This is a genomic window from Streptomyces sp. S063 (assembly GCF_002832675.1).
Classification (GTDB): Bacteria; Actinomycetota; Actinomycetes; order Streptomycetales; family Streptomycetaceae; genus Streptomyces; species Streptomyces sindenensis.
Map to the genome: position 1 here is coordinate 7,062,923 of NZ_CP021707.1, position 16,767 is coordinate 7,079,689.

15 protein-coding genes are annotated in these 16,767 nt (G+C 71.9%); 7 read left to right on the forward strand and 8 right to left on the reverse strand.

What is annotated here, in order from left to right:
• Window positions 1-31: 31 nt before the first annotated feature.
• Window positions 32-928: a LysR family transcriptional regulator gene (locus CCZ36_RS32075; protein ID WP_069736333.1), complete on the reverse strand. Its 897-nt coding sequence runs from the start codon at window positions 926-928 to the stop codon at window positions 32-34.
• Window positions 929-1,060: 132 nt separating this feature from the next.
• Here CCZ36_RS32075 and CCZ36_RS32080 point away from each other — a divergent pair, with 132 nt between their 5' ends.
• Genes CCZ36_RS32080 through CCZ36_RS32090 form a run of 3 tightly spaced genes read left to right on the forward strand, consistent with a single transcriptional unit; the run spans window position 1,061 to window position 4,423 of the window.
• Window positions 1,061-1,729 carry a succinate dehydrogenase cytochrome b subunit gene (locus CCZ36_RS32080; RefSeq protein WP_069736334.1) on the forward strand — a complete coding sequence of 223 codons (669 nt, stop codon included), beginning with the start codon at window positions 1,061-1,063 and terminating at the stop codon, window positions 1,727-1,729.
• Window position 1,730: 1 nt separating this feature from the next.
• The gene (locus CCZ36_RS32085) at window positions 1,731-3,680 is read left to right on the forward strand and encodes a fumarate reductase/succinate dehydrogenase flavoprotein subunit (protein WP_128819147.1); all 1,950 of its coding nucleotides are present in this window, start codon (window positions 1,731-1,733) and stop codon (window positions 3,678-3,680) included.
• Complete coding sequence (locus tag CCZ36_RS32090) at window positions 3,677-4,423, forward strand: succinate dehydrogenase/fumarate reductase iron-sulfur subunit (RefSeq protein WP_069736336.1); 747 nt, start codon at window positions 3,677-3,679, stop codon at window positions 4,421-4,423. The genes CCZ36_RS32085 and CCZ36_RS32090 overlap by 4 nt, the downstream gene beginning before the upstream one ends.
• A 92-nt stretch (window positions 4,424-4,515) precedes the next feature.
• Here CCZ36_RS32090 and uvrA read toward each other — a convergent pair whose 3' ends face one another.
• Window positions 4,516-6,918, reverse strand: coding sequence for an excinuclease ABC subunit UvrA (gene uvrA / locus CCZ36_RS32095; protein ID WP_128819148.1), 2,403 nt, complete (start codon window positions 6,916-6,918; stop codon window positions 4,516-4,518).
• Window positions 6,919-7,061: 143 nt separating this feature from the next.
• The gene (locus CCZ36_RS32100; RefSeq protein ID WP_128819834.1) at window positions 7,062-8,060 is read right to left on the reverse strand and encodes an MsnO8 family LLM class oxidoreductase; all 999 of its coding nucleotides are present in this window, start codon (window positions 8,058-8,060) and stop codon (window positions 7,062-7,064) included.
• 101 nt (window positions 8,061-8,161) lie between these two features.
• Between CCZ36_RS32100 and CCZ36_RS32105 the strand changes: the two genes are divergently transcribed.
• On the forward strand, window positions 8,162-8,650 hold the full coding sequence (locus CCZ36_RS32105) for a phosphatase domain-containing protein (RefSeq protein ID WP_069736339.1): 489 nt from the start codon (window positions 8,162-8,164) through the stop codon (window positions 8,648-8,650).
• Here CCZ36_RS32105 and CCZ36_RS32110 read toward each other — a convergent pair whose 3' ends face one another.
• On the reverse strand, window positions 8,651-8,866 hold the full coding sequence (locus tag CCZ36_RS32110) for a dodecin (protein ID WP_006129191.1): 216 nt from the start codon (window positions 8,864-8,866) through the stop codon (window positions 8,651-8,653).
• Window positions 8,867-9,069: 203 nt separating this feature from the next.
• Here CCZ36_RS32110 and CCZ36_RS32115 point away from each other — a divergent pair, with 203 nt between their 5' ends.
• The 3 genes from CCZ36_RS32115 (at window position 9,070) to CCZ36_RS32125 (ending at window position 12,228) form a co-directional block, all read left to right on the forward strand.
• The gene (locus CCZ36_RS32115; RefSeq protein WP_128819149.1) at window positions 9,070-10,326 is read left to right on the forward strand and encodes an extracellular solute-binding protein; all 1,257 of its coding nucleotides are present in this window, start codon (window positions 9,070-9,072) and stop codon (window positions 10,324-10,326) included.
• Window positions 10,327-10,507: 181 nt separating this feature from the next.
• Complete coding sequence (locus CCZ36_RS32120; RefSeq protein ID WP_069741077.1) at window positions 10,508-11,323, forward strand: GNAT family N-acetyltransferase; 816 nt, start codon at window positions 10,508-10,510, stop codon at window positions 11,321-11,323.
• A complete protein-coding gene (locus CCZ36_RS32125) occupies window positions 11,320-12,228 on the forward strand; it encodes a lysophospholipid acyltransferase family protein (protein WP_069736342.1) in 909 nt (302 codons plus the stop codon). The genes CCZ36_RS32120 and CCZ36_RS32125 overlap by 4 nt, the downstream gene beginning before the upstream one ends.
• Here CCZ36_RS32125 and egtD read toward each other — a convergent pair.
• Genes egtD through egtA form a run of 4 tightly spaced genes read right to left on the reverse strand, consistent with a single transcriptional unit; the run spans window position 12,171 to window position 16,634 of the window.
• Window positions 12,171-13,133 carry an L-histidine N(alpha)-methyltransferase gene (gene egtD, locus CCZ36_RS32130; RefSeq protein WP_069736343.1) on the reverse strand — a complete coding sequence of 321 codons (963 nt, stop codon included), beginning with the start codon at window positions 13,131-13,133 and terminating at the stop codon, window positions 12,171-12,173. The two genes, CCZ36_RS32125 and egtD, sit on opposite strands and share 58 nt — an antisense overlap.
• Window positions 13,130-13,885, reverse strand: coding sequence for an ergothioneine biosynthesis protein EgtC (gene egtC, locus CCZ36_RS32135; protein ID WP_128819150.1), 756 nt, complete (start codon window positions 13,883-13,885; stop codon window positions 13,130-13,132). Before egtC ends, egtD begins: the two co-directional genes overlap by 4 nt.
• Entirely contained in the window at window positions 13,885-15,321 is a 1,437-nt protein-coding gene (egtB, locus tag CCZ36_RS32140) for an ergothioneine biosynthesis protein EgtB (protein WP_176735207.1), read from the reverse strand. Before egtB ends, egtC begins: the two co-directional genes overlap by 1 nt.
• Complete coding sequence (egtA, locus tag CCZ36_RS32145; RefSeq protein ID WP_069736345.1) at window positions 15,318-16,634, reverse strand: ergothioneine biosynthesis glutamate--cysteine ligase EgtA; 1,317 nt, start codon at window positions 16,632-16,634, stop codon at window positions 15,318-15,320. The genes egtB and egtA overlap by 4 nt, the downstream gene beginning before the upstream one ends.
• Window positions 16,635-16,767: the final 133 nt, after the last annotated feature.

Below are 16,767 nucleotides of genomic sequence, written 5' to 3' on the forward strand. Positions count from 1 at the left end.
CGGAGACCCCGCCCGGCGCGCAGGGCCTGTCTCAGCCGGGGACCGGCCGGTGCTCCAGCAGCATCCGCTGGAGTTCGCGCGCGGCCCGCGGCGGGTCCACGTCGCTGCGGTGCGCCAGGGCGATCGTGCGCCGCAGTCCGCCCCCGGCCAGCGCGGTCCTGCGCAGATCGTGGCCCGCCCGGGCGGCGACCATGCTCGGCACCACGGCGATGCCGAGCCCCGCCCGTACGAAACCGAGCACCGCGTCCATCTCGCCGCCCTCGACGGTGAACGTCGGCTCGAAACCCTCCGCGCGGCACGCGGCGAGCGTCAGCTCCCGCAGGTTGTAGCCGTGCCGGAACATCACCAGCGGCGCACCCTCCAGATCCGCGATCCGGAGGGAGCCGTCCCGCCCCGGCGGCGGCTCCGTCGACGCGGACACCACCACCAGGTCCTCCCGCAGCAGCTCCACCGTGGTCAGGGCGGGGGAGGCGGCCGGCAGCGGCAGCACCACCAGCGCCAGATCGAGCGCCCCGCGCGCCAGCTGGCGTACGAGGTCGTGCGACCCGCCCTCCTCCAGCAGCAGCCGCACCCCCGGATGCCGGTCGTGGAAGGCGCGCAGCAGGTCCGGCAGCAGCCCCGTGCACAGGCTCGGCGTCGCCCCCAGACGCACCCGGCCGCTGCGCAGCGAGACCAGCTCCTGGACCTCGTGGCGCGCGGTCTCCGCGTCGGCGAGGATCCGCCGGGCCAGCGGCAGCAGCGCCTCTCCCGCGTCGGTGAGGGTGATGTTGCCCCGGGCCCGGCTGAACAGATCCGCGCCCAACTCCGCCTCCAGTGCCCGGATCTGCTGGGAGAGCGAGGGCTGGGACACATGCACCGCCTCGGCGGCCCGGGTGAAGTGCCGCGTCTCGGCGACGGCCACGAAGTAGGTGAGCTGCTGGAAGTGCATACACCGACGATAAACCTCACCGATAGGCATTGCCTATGGAGATCAGCTGGGCCATGTCTTGGACTGATCGGGTCCTTCGCCCCTACCGTCGTGTCCATGGCATTGGCAACGCGGACGGACCGACGGCCGTCGATGACGCGTACGCTCTGGGACTCGACCGTCGGCAAGAAGACGATCATGGCCGTGACCGGCCTGGTCATGCTCGGATATCTCGTCGCCCACATGGTGGGCAACCTGAAGATCTTCTTCGGACCCGGTGAGTTCGACGGGTACGCCCACTGGCTGCGCACCATGGGCGAACCGGTCCTGCACGACGAGTGGGCGCTCTGGATCGTCCGCGTGGGGCTCCTCGCCGCCGTCGTGCTGCACGGCGTCTCGGCGTACCAGCTGAGCCGCCGCGACATCAAGGCGCGCCCCGCCAAGTACGTTCACAAGAAGCCCCGCGCGAGCTACGCCACCCGGACCATGCGCTGGGGCGGCATCATCCTCGCGCTCTTCATCGTCTGGCACATCCTCGACCTGACGACCGGCACCGTGCACACGAGCTTCGAGGCCGGACACCCGTACCAGAACGTCATCGACACCTTCTCCACCTGGTACGGCAACGTCATCTACATCGTCGCGGTGCTCGCCATGGGCCTCCATGTCCAGCACGGATTCTGGAGCGCCGCGCAGACGCTCGGCGTCGGCAACGCGACCCGCGACCGCATCCTGAAGACCCTCGCCAACCTCCTCGCGGCGGTGCTGACCCTGGGCTTCGTCTCCGTACCCGTCGCCGTCATGACCGGAGTGGTGAGCTGACATGCCCGACTACACGCAGTACCGCACGGGCGAGCCCGCCGTCGACACGAAGGCACCCGAGGGCCCCGTCAGCGAACGCTGGGACACCCGCCGCTTCCAAGCCAGACTCGTGAACCCCGCCAACCGGCGCAAACACACCGTCATCGTCGTCGGCACCGGCCTGGCCGGCGGTGCGGCCGGTGCCACCCTCGCCGAACAGGGCTACCACGTCGTCCAGTTCTGCTTCCAGGACTCGCCCCGGCGCGCCCACTCGGTCGCCGCCCAGGGCGGCATCAACGCCGCGAAGAACTACCGCAACGACGGCGACTCCATCCACCGGCTGTTCTACGACACCGTCAAGGGCGGCGACTTCCGCGCCCGGGAGTCCAACGTCCACCGGCTCGCCCAGATCTCCGTCGAGATCATCGACCAGTGCGTCGCCCAGGGGGTCCCCTTCGCCCGCGAGTACGGCGGCCTCCTCGACAACCGGTCCTTCGGCGGCGTCCAGGTCTCCCGTACGTTCTACGCGCGCGGCCAGACCGGACAGCAACTCCTCCTCGGCGCCTACCAGGCGCTGTCCCGGCAGATCGCCGGCGGCGGCGTCGAACTCCACGCCCGTACCGAGATGCTGGACCTGATCGTGGTCGACGGAAAGGCACGCGGCATCGTCGCCCGAGACCTGGTCACGGGGAAGATCGACACCTACTTCGCCGACGCGGTCGTCCTGGCCACCGGCGGATACGGCAACGTCTTCTACCTGTCGACCAACGCCATGAACTCCAACGCCACCGCGATCTGGCGGGCCCACCGGCGCGGCGCGTACTTCGCCAACCCCTGCTTCACTCAGATCCACCCCACCTGCATCCCGCGCACCGGCGACCACCAGTCCAAGCTGACGCTGATGAGCGAGTCGCTGCGCAACGACGGCCGCATCTGGGTCCCCAAGGCCAAGGGCGACACCCGCCCCGCCAACCAGATCCCCGAGGACGAGCGCGACTACTACCTGGAGCGCATCTACCCCGCCTTCGGGAACCTGGTGCCCCGCGACATCGCCTCCCGCGCGGCCAAGAACGTCTGCGACGAGGGGCGCGGCGTCGGTCCCGGCGGACAGGGGGTCTACCTGGACTTCGACGAGGCCATCCAGCGCATGGGCCGCAAGGCCGTCGAGGCCAAATACGGCAACCTCTTCGACATGTACCAGCGGATCACCGACGAGGACCCCTACACGGTCCCGATGCGGATCTACCCCGCCGTGCACTACACGATGGGGGGCCTCTGGGTCGACTACGACCTCCAGACCACCATCCCCGGCCTCTTCGCCATCGGCGAGGCCAACTTCTCCGACCACGGAGCCAACCGGCTCGGCGCCTCCGCCCTGATGCAGGGGCTCGCCGACGGCTACTTCGTCCTGCCCTCCACCATCAACGACTACCTGGCCCGCAACCCCCACACCGGGAGCATCGACGCCGAACACCCCGCCGTCGCCGAGGTGGTGGCCGAGACCGAGGACCGCATCAACCTGCTGCTCTCCGTCGACGGCGACCGCACCCCCGACTCCTTCCACCGCGAGATCGGTGAACTCATGTGGGAGTACTGCGGGATGGCCCGCAGCGAGGACGGCTTGCGCACGGCGCTCGCCAGGATCCCCGAGATCCGCGAGGAGTTCTGGCGGCGCATCAAGGTCCCCGGCACCGGCGAGCAGTTCAACCAGTCGCTGGAGAAGGCGAATCGCATCGTCGACTACCTGGAGCTCGCCGAGCTCATGTGTCTCGACGCCCTGCACCGCACCGAGTCCTGCGGTGGCCACTTCCGCGAGGAGTCGCAGACCCCGGACGGCGAGGCCGAACGTCGCGACGAGGAGTTCTCCTACGCCGCCGCCTGGGAGTTCACCACCACCGGCGGCGCCCCTGTCCTGCACAAGGAAGACCTCGTCTTCGAGTACGTCCACCCCACCCAGCGGAGCTACGCATGAAGCTCACCCTGCGCGTCTGGCGTCAGCGCAACGCCGAAGAGCCCGGCGCCATGGCCACCTACGAAGTCGACGACATCTCCGCCGACATGTCGTTCCTGGAGATGCTCGACACCCTCAACGAGGAACTCACCCTCGCCGGGGAGGAGCCCGTCGCCTTCGACCACGACTGCCGCGAGGGCATCTGCGGCGCGTGCAGCCTCGTCATCAACGGCGATGCCCACGGCCCGGAGCGCACCACCACCTGTCAGCTCCACATGCGGTCGTTCGCCGACGGCGACACGATCGACATCGAGCCCTGGCGCGCCTCCGCCTTCCCGGTCATCAAGGACCTGGTCGTGGACCGCTCCTCGTTCGACCGGATCATCCAGTCCGGCGGCTACATCTCCGCGCCCACCGGCACCGCACCGGACGCCCACGCCACCCCCGTGCCGAAGCCGGACGCCGAACTGGCCTTCGAGAACGCCGAATGCATCGGCTGCGGCGCCTGCGTCGCGGCCTGCCCGAACGGTTCAGCGATGCTCTTCACGGCCGCCAAGGTCAACCACCTCAACGTCCTGCCGCAGGGCGCCCCCGAACGCGAGACCCGCGTCCTGGACATGGTGGCCCAGATGGACGAGGAGGGCTTCGGCGGCTGCACTCTGACCGGCGAATGCGCCACGGCCTGCCCCAAGGGCATTCCGCTGCCCTCGATCGCCGCGATGAACAAGGAGTGGTTGCGGGCGACCCGTAAAGTCCGCCGCTGACACGCGAGTCGATCCCGTACGGACTCGGGCGGCAACCCGGAGCCGTACGGGGTCAGCGGCCTGCGGGCCCGTACCGCATCAGCCGCGTGTGCTCAGTGCCGCAGCGCCTTCGCCAGATACGGCGCCGTACGGCTCCCGGCGGTACGCGCCACCTCGGCCGGGGTGCCGGCCGCGACGATCCGGCCGCCTCGGTCCCCGCCCTCGGGGCCCAGGTCGATGACATGGTCCGCACCCGCCACCACGGCCATGTCGTGCTCCACGACCACCACCGTGCTCCCGCCGTCGACGAGCGCGTGCAACTGCCGCATCAGCACCTCCACATCGGCCGGATGCAGTCCCGTCGTCGGTTCGTCCAGCAGATACAGCGTGTGCCCGCGCCGGGTGCGCTGGAGCTCCGACGCCAGCTTGATGCGCTGCGCCTCACCGCCGGACAGCTCCGTGGCGGGCTGCCCGAGCCGCAGATAGCCGAGCCCCACGTCCAGCAGGGTCCTCAGCGCGCGCTCGGCGGCGGGCGTCCCGGCGAAGAACGACGCCGCCGACTCCACGGTCAGATCCAGGACCTGAGCGATCGTCAGGCCGTTCAGCGTGACGTCCAGGGTCTCCGGGTTGTAGCGCGCACCATGACAGTCCGGGCAGGGCGCGTAGGTGCTGGGCAGGAACAGCAGCTCCACCGAGACGAAGCCCTCGCCCTGGCAGGTCTCGCACCGCCCGCCGCTCACGTTGAACGAGAACCGTCCCGCGCCGTAGCCGCGCTCCCGGGCCTTCTCCGTCCGCGCGAACAGCTTCCGTACGGCGTCGAACAGGCCGGTGTACGTGGCCAGATTGGACCGGGGCGTACGCCCGATGGGCTTCTGGTCGACCTGGACGAGCCGGTCCACGGCCTCAAGACCGGTGACGGAGGCGCAGAACTGCTCGCCGCCCGCCCCCTCGCCCGCCTGGTCCGCGAGAACCCCCGCGAGCACCTGGCCGACCAGGGTCGACTTGCCCGAGCCGGACACTCCGGTCACCGCCGTGAACACCCCGAGCGGGAACGCCGCGTCGACACTCCGCACATTGTGCCGCTCCACGCCGCTGAGCCGGATCCAGCCGGACGGGGTGCGCGGCTCACGCACCGGCGAGGTGTCCCCGCCGTCCTCGGGGAACAGGAAGCGGCGCGTCGCCGACTCCGGGACCCGGGCCAGCGCTTCCGGCGGCCCGCTGTGCAGCACCCGCCCGCCGTGCTCCCCGGCCAGCGGGCCCACGTCCACCAGCCAGTCCGCCCGCCGCACCACGTCCATCTGGTGCTCCACCACGAAGACCGAGTTCCCGGCCTCCTGCAGCCGGCCCAGCACCCCGAGCAGCGCCTCGGTGTCCGCCGGATGAAGCCCGGCCGACGGCTCGTCCAGGACGTACACGACGCCGAAGAGCCCTGACCGCAACTGCGTGGCCAGCCGCAGCCGCTGCAGCTCGCCCGAGGACAGGGTCGGGGCCGTGCGGTCCAGGCTCAGATAGCCGAGGCCCAGCTCCGTCACCGTCCCGATCCGCGCCAGCAGATCGGCCGTCAGCACCCGGGCCGTCTCCTCGCCGCCCGCGCCCGCACCGTCGGCCGTGGCACCCGACAGCACCGCGGCCAGATCGGACAGCGGCAGCCCGGCCAGCTCCGCGATGGTCCGCCCGGCGAAGGTCACCGCCATCGCCTCGGGCCGCAGTCGGCTCCCGCCGCACGCCGGACACGGGGCGCTGGTCAGGAAGCGCTCGGCCTTCGCCCGCAGCGACCGGCTCTTGGTGTCGGCGAAGGTGTGCAGCACATAGCGCCGCGCGCTCATGTACGTGCCCTGGTAGGGGCGTTGGATCCGGCCCGCGTCCCGCACCGGGTGCACTGTCACCACCGGCTGCTCGTCGGTGAACAGGATCCACTCACGGTCCTTGGGATCCAGCTCCCGCCAGGGCCGGTCGACGTCGTAGCCCAGCGCGTCCAGCACATCCCGCAGATTCTTCCCCTGCCACGCCCCCGGCCAGGCGGCGATCGCCCCTTCCCGGATCGACAGCGAGCGGTCCGGGACGAGCAGCTCCTCGTCCGTCCGGTGCATCCGCCCCAGGCCGTGGCACTGCGGACACGCCCCGACGGCCGTGTTGGGGGAGAAGGAGTCGGAATCCAGCCGCTCGGCCCCCGGCGGGTAGTCGCCCGCGCGGGAGAACAGCATCCGCAGCGAGTTGGAGAGCGTGGTCACCGTCCCCACGGACGACCGGGCCCCGGGGGCGGAGCGCCGCTGCTCCAGCGAGACGGCGGGCGGCAACCCGGTGATCTCCCCGACCGCGGGTGCGCCCACCTGATGGATCAGCCGCCGGGCGTAGGGAGCGACGGACTCGAAGTAGCGGCGCTGGGCCTCGGCGTAGATCGTGCCGAACGCGAGCGACGATTTACCGGACCCGGACACCCCGGTGAAGACCGTCAGGGTGTCGCGCGGGATGTCGACGTTCACGTCCTGGAGATTGTGCTCGCGGGCACCGCGCACCCGGACGTACGGATCGTGGGGGAGTGCATGGGGCTCGGCTCCGAACGGGTGGGGTGCCGGCGTCCGGCGGACAGCCTGGGGACAAACAGTTCGATTCTAGGCGTCGGCGCCGCCGGCGGCCGCCCGGGACCCGGCAGCCCGCCTCACGGGGTGCGGGCGATCCCCGCCAGCCGTCGCAGCGAATCCACCAGCGCCTCGCGGTCGTACGTACTCGTCGTCACGAGCACCTCGTCCGCCCCGGTCTCCTTGATCGCCCGCTCCAGCTGCTCGGTGACCTGCTCCTCCGTGCCGTGGATATGACCGTCGAGCCCGCGCTCGTACAACTCCCGCTCCTTCGCCGTCATCGTGCGGCGCTCGATCTCCTCGGCGGGGGCGAGCGGCGGGAAGTCTCCGTGCGTACGGGAGTACGCCATGGCCCACGCCTCCGGTACGAGCAGCCGACGGGCCGCCTCCTCGGTGCCGGCGACGGCCACCGTGCCCGCGACGATCACCTCGGGCCGCTCGGCGCGGGCGGACGGGCGGAAATCGCGGCGGTACACCTCGATGGCCCGCAGCACCTTCTCCCGGCCGCGCAGGTCGCCGATGACGAGGGGGAGCCCGGCGGCGGCCGCGACGGACGCGCCCTCCCCGATCGCCAGGACGTACGCGGGGATCAGCAGGCCCTCCGCCGGATGGGCGTGCACCCGGGGGTGGGCCTGCTGGGTGCCGTCGATCCAGCCGAGCAGTTCGGCCAGCCGTCCGGGGAAGTCCTCGGCGTCCTCCTTGCCGTGGCCCAGCGCCCGGCGTACGCCGTCGGTGAAGCCCACGGAGCGGCCGAGTCCCATGTCGATCCGGCCGGGAAAGAGGGAGGCGAGCACCCCGAACTGCTCGGCGACGACCAGCGGCCGGTGGTTGGGCAGCATCACTCCGCCGGTGCCGACCCGGATGGTGGAGGTCGCCGCGGCGACGGCGGCGGCCAGCACCGTCGGCGCTGACCCCGCGACCCCCGGCACGCCGTGGTGCTCGGAGACCCAGAAGCGGTGGAAGCCGAGCGCCTCCGCCTCGCGGGCCAGATCCACGGTGTCGCGCAGCGCCCGGTGTGCCTCGCGCCCCTCACGGGTGCGGGAACGGTCCAGGACGGAGAAGCGGGTCGACGCGATCACAGAGCTCACGATCTGTTCAACGCGCTCGCTCGGCAGGGATTCCCGAGGTGCTCCCTGAGTGGAGGTGCTTCCCGGGCCGAGGTGCTTCCTAAGCTGGGGGAGTGGAGAACGACGCGCGGCCGCTGGCCGTATTCGACCTGGACAACACGCTCGCGGGCACCGCCCACCGGCAGCACTTCCTGGAGGGCGCCAAACGCGACTGGGCGGGCTTCTTCGCCGCGGCTGTGGATGACCCGCCGCTCCCCGAGGGCGTACGGATGGTGCACGCGAGCGCCGAGGAGTGCCGCATCGTCTATCTGACCGGGCGTCCCGAGCGCTGCCGCCGCGACACCGTGCGCTGGCTGAGCCGCCAGGGGCTGCCCGAGGGCACGCTGTTCATGCGGCGCAACGACGACCGGCGCCCCGCCCGCCGGACGAAGCTGGACATCCTCCGGCGGTTGGGGCGGACGGGGCAGGTCCGCATGCTCGTGGACGACGACGAGCTGGTCTGCGATGCGGCCGAGGTGGCCGGATTTACCGTGGTGCGGGCCCGCTGGGCCGATCCTTCGGCCGCCCTGAAGGATGCCCAGGAGCGCGAAGGGCGTACGTGATCAGGTGTTTTCGTCGAGCCGAAAGCCCACCTTCAGGCCGACCTGATAGTGCGCGATTCGGCCATCTTCGATATGACCGCGAACTTGATTAATCTCGAACCAATCGAGATTGTGCAACGTTTCCGCGGCTCTTGCGACGCCGTTCCGGATCGCCGCGTCGACGCCCTCGTCGGAGGTTCCTACGATCTCGGTGACCCGATAGGTGTGATTCGCCATTGTTTGTCTCCTCTCCTGTGACCACGGTGCCCCAATCCCGGGCGTCCCGCGAGGGGGAGAGTGGGGTGGATCGGCACGGGCGCCCGCCTTGACCTACCCATTGGTCCATACCAAAATTCAGCCAACCACCCGTGCGAGCGCCGCCCGCAATCCCCCCACACCGGGTCCCGATTTCGTTGTGCCGTTTCGCAGAAGGTGACCACGTGAAGAACCGCATCCTGACCGGAGCCGTCGCGCTTGTCTCGACCGTCGCACTCAGCGGATGCGGCTTGATATCCGGGGCGGGCGGCGGTGACCGGACAGTGACGGTCTGGCTGATGAAGGACAGCGTCTCGCCCGGCTTCCTGGACAAGTTCACCCGCTCGTACGAGGAGGAGAACCCCTCGATCGAGCTGGACTTCCAGATCCAGGAGTGGAGCGGCATCGGTCCCAAGGTCATCGCCGCGCTGGAGGGCGACGACGCCCCGGACGTGATCGAGGTCGGAAACACCCAGGTCGCGCAGTACGCGGAGAGCGGCGGCCTGCGGGATCTGACCCTCGAATCCATGCGTGACCTGGGCAGTGAGGACTGGCTGCCCGGCCTGGCCCAGCCCGGCAGCATCAACGGGGTGCAGTACGGAATCCCGTGGTACGCGGCCAACCGGGTGGTGATCTACAACAAGGACATCTTCCAGGAGGCGGGCGTCGACGCCGTCCCGAAGACCCGCGCCGAGTGGATCGCCGTCACCGAGAAGCTCAACAACGGCGGGAACCAAGGCATTTACCTGGCCGGCCAGAACTGGTACGTACTCGCCGGATTCATCTGGGACGAGGGTGGCGAGCTCGCCGACGAGAACGGCGGCGACTGGCAGGGCGCCCTGGACACCCCTCAGGCCCTCGCGGGCATGAGGTTCTACCAGAAACTCCAGGCGCTCGGCGACGGCCCCAAGGACGCTGACGAGGAGAAGCCTCCGCAGACCGACGTATTCGCCAAGGGGGACGTCGCGCAGATCATCTCGGTGCCGGGCAGCGCCGCGCTCATCGAACAGAAGAATCCCGAACTCAAGGGAAAGCTGGGCTACTTCCCCATTCCCGGCAAGACCGCGAAGGAGCCCGGCTCGGTATTCACCGGCGGATCCGATCTCATCGTCCCGAAGAACGCCGACGAGCGCAGTGCGGGCATCGCCGTCGTGAAGGCGCTGGCGAGCGAGAAGTGGCAGACGGAGCTGGCCCGGGGCATGAGTTACGTCCCCAACAAGCCGAGCCTCGCCCATGTCATCGAGGGCGACGAGGGCACCGCGGCGATGGCGGAAGGCGCCACCCGCGGTCGCGCCACCCCCAACTCGGCCCAGTGGGCCAGGGTCGAGGCGGAGAACCCGATCAAGCCCTACATGACGGCCGTGCTCCAGGGCGGCGATCCCGCACGGGAGGCCAAGGCCGCCTCCGAGCGCATCACCGCTCTGCTCACCGGCACCGGCTGATCCCGCCCGGGAACGGCGGGCGGCGGCCCGGGACGCTCCGCCCCTGGGGATTCAGCCGTCGCACATCCGCGCTCCCCACGGCGGTCACGTCGAATCCAGCCGGTGACGGAAGAAGTAAGGGGTCGGTGCGTCGCACCCGCGACGGACCGGCCCCTGACCGCTCCCGTCCCCGGAGACCGCCATGACCGTGCTGCCCGTCGCCCCGCACCACGCCGCTCCCGCCTCCGACCCGAGCCCCGCCCCCGAGCCCGCCACCGCCCCCGAACCGGCCTACCGGGTCTCCCTCGCCGGCTGCCAGGAGGACGTACGCGCGGCGCAGCGGCTGCGCCACCTGGTGTTCGCCGGGGAGCTGGGAGCCCGGCTGGAGGGACCCGAACCCGGCCTGGACAGCGACGCCTTCGACGCGTACTGCGACCACCTGCTGGTCCGGGAGACCGCCACCGGCGACGTCGTCGCCACCTACCGGCTGCTGCCGCCGGACCGGGCCCGGATCGCCGGACGCCTCTACGCGGAGAGCGAGTTCGACCTCAGCAGGCTCGACCCGATCCGCGACGACCTCGTCGAGGTCGGCCGCTCCTGCGTCCACCCCGCCCACCGCGACGGCGCGGTCATCGCCCTCGTCTGGGCCGGACTCGCCCGCTACATGGAGCGCACCGGCCACACGTGGATAGCGGGCTGCTGCTCCCTGCCGCTGGCCGACGGCGGCGCCTCGGCCGCCCGCAGCTGGAACACCGTACGCGCGGGACACCTCGCGCCCCAAGAGTACTGGGTCACCCCGCACCGCCTCTGGGACTCCTCCGCGCACGGCCCGGAGACCGGCTCCCGGGCGGACCTCCCGCCGCTGCTGCGCGGCTACCTCCGGCTCGGCGCCCAGATCTGCGGCGCCCCGGCGTACGACCCCGACTTCAACGTCGCCGACCTGTACGTCCTGCTCTCGCTGCGCCGGACCGACCCGCGCTACCTGCGCCACTTCCTGTCCCTGGCCCCGCTGCGATGACCGGCTGGCTGCCCGTCGCCCCGTGCACCCCGGACGGCTGCGCCCGGCACACCGGAGCCGTACGCGCTCCGCTGCCCGCCGCCCTCCTCCTGCTGTGCGGCTGCGCCCTCGTCCTGCTGGGGGTGGCCTGCGTCCCCCTGGTCCGGCTGCTCGGGGCCGGCCCGCGACGCCGGCTGACCCGGCGCTGGGCCCGCGCCGTTGTGCGGGCCTTCGGTGTCCGCGTCACCGTCCGGCCGCACCTGCCGGACGGCGCTCCGGGCGGTGGCGAACTGGTCGTCGCCAACCACATCTCCTGGCTCGACATACCGCTGGTCGCGTCCGTGCTGCCCGGCCGGACGGTCGCCAAGCGCGAGATCCGGGGCTGGCCGCTTCTGGGGCCCCTCGCCGCGCTCGGCGGCACCCTGTTCATCGACCGCGACCGGCTGCGCGCCCTGCCCGCCGCCGTACGGGACATCGCGACGGCCCTGCGCTCCGGTTCACGGGTCGTGGTCTTCCCCGAGGGCAGCACCTGGTGCGGGCGGGGCGGCGGCGTGTTCCGGCCCGCCGTGTTCCAGGCGGCGATCGACTCCGGCGCGACGGTCCGGCCGGTCCGCATCACCTATCGCTCCGCGGCGCACGGTGCCGCGGCGCACCGCTCAGGCCCGGCCGCCGGCGCAGTCGCGTTCGTCGGGGCCGACCCGCTCGCCGCCTCCCTGTGGCGGGTGGTGCGGGCGGCCGGGCTCACCGCCCGCATCGACGTGCTCGCGCCGCTCCCCGCAGACGGCGTGGACGGCCGCCGTGCCCTGGCCCGCAGGGCACGAGCGGCCGTCCTCGGCCCCGAAGAGCCCTGCGGGTCCGGCCCGTCCGGTCAGACCGCCGTGGCCAGCGACAGGGCGAACCGGCCCGCCGAGTCCGTCCACCACTGAGCCAGCCGCATCCCGGCGCCGGCCAGCTCCTCGCGGACGTCCTCCTGCCGGAACTTCGCCGACACCTCCGTGCGCAGCTCCTCACCGGCCTCGAACGGCACCACGAGATTCAGCTCCCGGATCTTGACGCTCAGCGCCCGCCGGGCCCGCAGCCGCATCTCGATCCACCGTTCCTCCGCATTCCACACCGCGCGGTGGTCGAAGCCGTCGAGCGGGAAGTCGGCCCCCAACTCGCGGTTGACGACGTTGAGGACGTTCTTGTTGAAGGCCGCCGTCACCCCGGCCGCGTCGTCGTACGCGGCCACCAGAGTCTCCTCCTCCTTCACCAGGTCCGTGCCCAGCAGCAGCGCGTCACCGGGCGAGAGCAGCGAGCGCACCGACCGCAGGAACGCCGCCCGTTCCCCCGGCAGCAGATTGCCGATCGTGCCCCCCAGGAACACCACCAGCCGGGGGCCCGGCGTCCCCGGCAGCACCAGGCCGGTGGTGAAGTCCGCGATCAGCGCGTGGACGGAGAGGCCGGGGTGTTCGGCGAGCAGCGATTCGGCCGCCCCCGTCAGTGCGCTCTCGCTCACGTCCACCGGGACGTAGGAGTGCAACTCGGGCAGCACATCAAGGAGATGGCGGGTCTTCTCGGACGACCCCGAACCCAGCTCGATCACGGTCCGGGCACCCGACGCGACGGCGATCTCCTCGGCCCGGGTCTGCAGGATCTCCCGCTCCGCGCGGGTGGGATAGTACTCCGGCAGCCGGGTGATCTCCTCGAACAGCTCGCTGCCGCGGGCATCGTAGAACCACTTCGGCGGCAGTGTCTTGGGATGCCGGGTCAGACCGCTGAGGACATCGGCGCGCAGCGCCGCGTCCGTCGCGTCCACGGGCAGGGTGCGGGTCAGGGAATAGGGACTCACGCGGGGGGCTCCTTGAGCGGGGTGAGCAGGACGTCCGAGGCGGTCGCGACCAGCAGGGTGCGGTCGGGGACCTCGCGCCAGAGGGGGTCGTCGTCGTACGGCTCCGAGGCGACCGCGGTGCGGCGGCCCGGTTCCGTGCGGTACCAGAGGGTGTCGCCCCAGGCGGTCGCCGTGATGGTGGCGCCGTCGGTGAGCAGCAGATTCAGCCGGGAGCCGGGGGCGGCGGACGCGACCTCGCGGACCGTCTCCGCGACGGCGCGCGGCACATCGTCCCCGGCGTCGGTCCGGTGCCGGATCAGCGCCCAGACCAGCGCCGAGTCGTTCCGGGCGGCCAGCGACAGGAGCCTCTCGGCGGGCAGGGCGGCGGCCGGGCCGGCGAGCGACGCGGGCCAGCCCCTCACCGCACCGTTGTGGCTGAACAGCAGCCGTCCGGCGGCGTACGGCGCGGCTGCGGCCTCCCCGTCCGCACCCGCCTCGGTGGCGTCCCGTACGGCGGCGAGCAGAGCGGTGCTGCGGACCACCCGGGCCAGATCGGTGAAGGTCTCGTCGCCCCATATGGGGCCCTGGCGGCGGTAGCGTCCGGGTGCCGGGTCCCCGTCGGCGTACCAACCGACGCCGAAACCGTCCGCGTTGACCGTGCCGTAGCGCTGGCGGCGCGGCTCCCAGGACTGCCGCACCAAGGAGTGCGGAGGCCGCACGAGGACCTCGCCCAGCGCCACCGGCTCGCCCACATAGGCGATATGACGGCACATCAGGCATCCCTCGCCGTACGGAAACCGGCGAAGATCTGCCGCCGCACCGGGAGGTCCCAGTTGCGGAAGGTGCCCCGGCAGGCGACCTGGTCCACGGCGAACGACCCGCCGCGCAGCACCTTGTGCCCCGGGCCGAAGAACACTTCCGAATACTCGCGGTAGGGAAACGCCACGAACCCCGGGTACGGCTGGAAGTCGCTGGCGGTCCACTCCCACACATCGCCGATCAACTGTCCCGCGCCGGCCGGCGACCGGCCCAGCGGATACGCTCCGGATCGCGCCGGACGCAGATGGCGCTGCCCCAGATTGGCCCGCTCCGGCGTCGGGTCCTCGTCACCCCACGGATAGCGCCGCGACCTGCCGGACACGGGGTCGTGCCGGGCGGCCTTCTCCCACTCGGCCTCGGTGGGAAGCCGCCGCCCGGCCCAGCGGGCGTACGCGTCCGCCTCGTACCAGCTGACGTGCAGGACCGGTTCGTCGTACGGCACCGGCTCGGTCACCCCGAACCGGCGGCGCAGCCACTGTCCCGCCTCGCGACGCCAGAACAGCGGTGCGGAGAGACCGTGTTCACGGACCATCGCCCAGCCCTCGGGTGCCCACCAGCGCTCGTCGCCGTACCCGTCGTCCTCGATGAAGCGGAGGTACGCGCCGCAGGTGACCGGCGAGGAGTCCAGGTGGAAAGCCGCCACATCCCGCCGGTGCGCGGGGCGTTCGTTGTCCAGCGCCCACGGCTCGGCGGACGTCCCCATCGTGAACGGGCCCCCGGGGACGAACACTTCGGCCGGAACGGCCTCGGCGCCGACGGGCTCGGGGGGCGCGGGAGGCGGCGGCGCGGTGAGGGCCGCGGGCCCCGCCCGGAGCTGATGGGTGATCAACATGGTCTCGTCGTGCTGCTGTTCGTGCTGGGCGATCATCCCGAACGCGAACCCGGCCCGTTCCAGCGGCCCTCCGCCCTCGTGCAGAGGGGTGCCCTCCAGCAGCTCCAGGGCCCGGCCCCGAACATCGGAGGCGTACGTCCGGGCCTCGGCGGGGGCCAGCAGCGGCAGCGATGGGCGGGAGGCGCGCGAGTGCTCGAAGGCGTTGTAGAGCCCGTCGATCTCCGGACGCAGCGCCTCCCGGCCGCCGACGGCGCGCAGCAGCCACTGCTCCTCCTGGTTGCCGATGTGCGCCAGGTCCCAGACCAGTGGCGACATCAGCGGGGAGTGCTGGGCGGTCAGTTCGCCGTCGTCCACGCTGTCGGTGAGCAGCGTGGTGCGGTCACGCGCGGCCAGCAGCGCATCCAGGGCGCGCCGCCGCAGGGCCTCCGGATCGACACCGGCGGCGAAGGGGAAGCCGACGGCGGCGGGGCCGGAGACCTGGGCGGGATCGAACGCGTCGGACAGTTCACGGGGCTCGGAGCCTTCGCGGTGTTCTTCGTGTCCACGGTGCTCGGTCATGCGGAGGCCGCCTTCTGCTCGGTCAGCAGGCTGAGATCGGTGAGGTCGTCCGGCTCCGGCAGATCGTCGGCCGGACATCGGCCCCGGGCGACGTAGCGGTCGGTGAAGGCGGCCACCGTGTCGCGCACCGCGTCGCTCGCGCCCATCCGTTCCAGCGCCGGGAGCGCCGCGCCGAAGCAGGTGACCGCGGCGGCCCGCAACTCCGGATCGGCGAGCCCCTCGCGCGCGGCGGCGGTCCAGAGCGGATTGCGCGGGGCGGGCGACGCGCCCGCCGTCTCGGCCAGCGGTTTCACGGCCCGGTACACGGTCTCGGCGGCCTCCGGATCGTCGAACAGGGCCGTGGCGACGGCGAGCGGCACCAGCCACCCGTCGGGCCCGCTCTGCGCGTCGATCATGCGCAGTTCGAGATGGCCGCGCGGCCGGACCGGCGGGAACAGCGTGGTGAGGTGGTAGTCGAGGTCGGCCTGCACCGGCGGCCGGGGCGAACCGGTGCGGATCCACTCGCGGAAGGTCAGATTCTCGGGGACGTCCCAGGGGCCGCTCTCGCACCGGATGCACAGCACGGTCGTGTCCAGGACATGAGCGGCCCAGGCCTCGCGAGGCGCGTGCCCGGGGCCCGGTGCGAGGGTCCGCCCCGGATCGAGGTCGGCCCACAGCGCCTGCCGGGTGGAGGACCAGCCGGTCCGGCGGCCCTGCTGGAACGGCGAATTCGCGAACGCCGCCACCAGCACCGCGCCCAGCAGGTGCGCGAGCTGCCAGCGCCGCCCGTGACCGAGCGGCCCCGGCTCCTCCTCGCCCGCGTCCAGACAGACCTGGACCGAGGCGGAGGTGCACATCATCGCCCGCCCGGCCGGCCCCGTCCGGTCCAGCGCGGCCTCCATCGCCGCGTAACGCGGCTCCCGCAGTCTGCGGTGCGCGGTCTGCCACGGATCCACGCCGAGCCCCACCGGGGCGAGCCCCGCCGCGCCGAGCGACGCACGGACCGCGGTCAGATCGGCCGCGGTCGCCGCGACGCACTCCATCAACGAGCCGGCCGGCTGCGAACTGAGCTCCAACTGGCCACCCGGCTCGAACGTCAGCGCGGCGCTCAGGGGCAGCGCCCGGACCGCCTCGACGGCGCTGTCCAGCCGCTCCTGGCCGACCGGGACGTGGGGATGTTCCCGGTCATGGATGAGCCATTCGAGTTCCACGCCCACGGTCCGGGGCGGACCCGTCTTGAAACATATGCCGCGCAGTGAATCCTCCGCCCCGCTCTCGTCGAGCGGGGTGGTGTCCGGGCGCGAGCCGGTCGCGCCGGGAATGTCCAAGGCCATGAGGGGGCCTCCTTCTCAGCTGCCTGCCTACCAGCCAAACCCGTACCCGGAGATCGCACAAGGGTGCCCTCGAGCCAGGGAAATCCGATTGCGCCCAGGCCGGGTTCCCCGCCAGCATGCCCCGTATGCACCA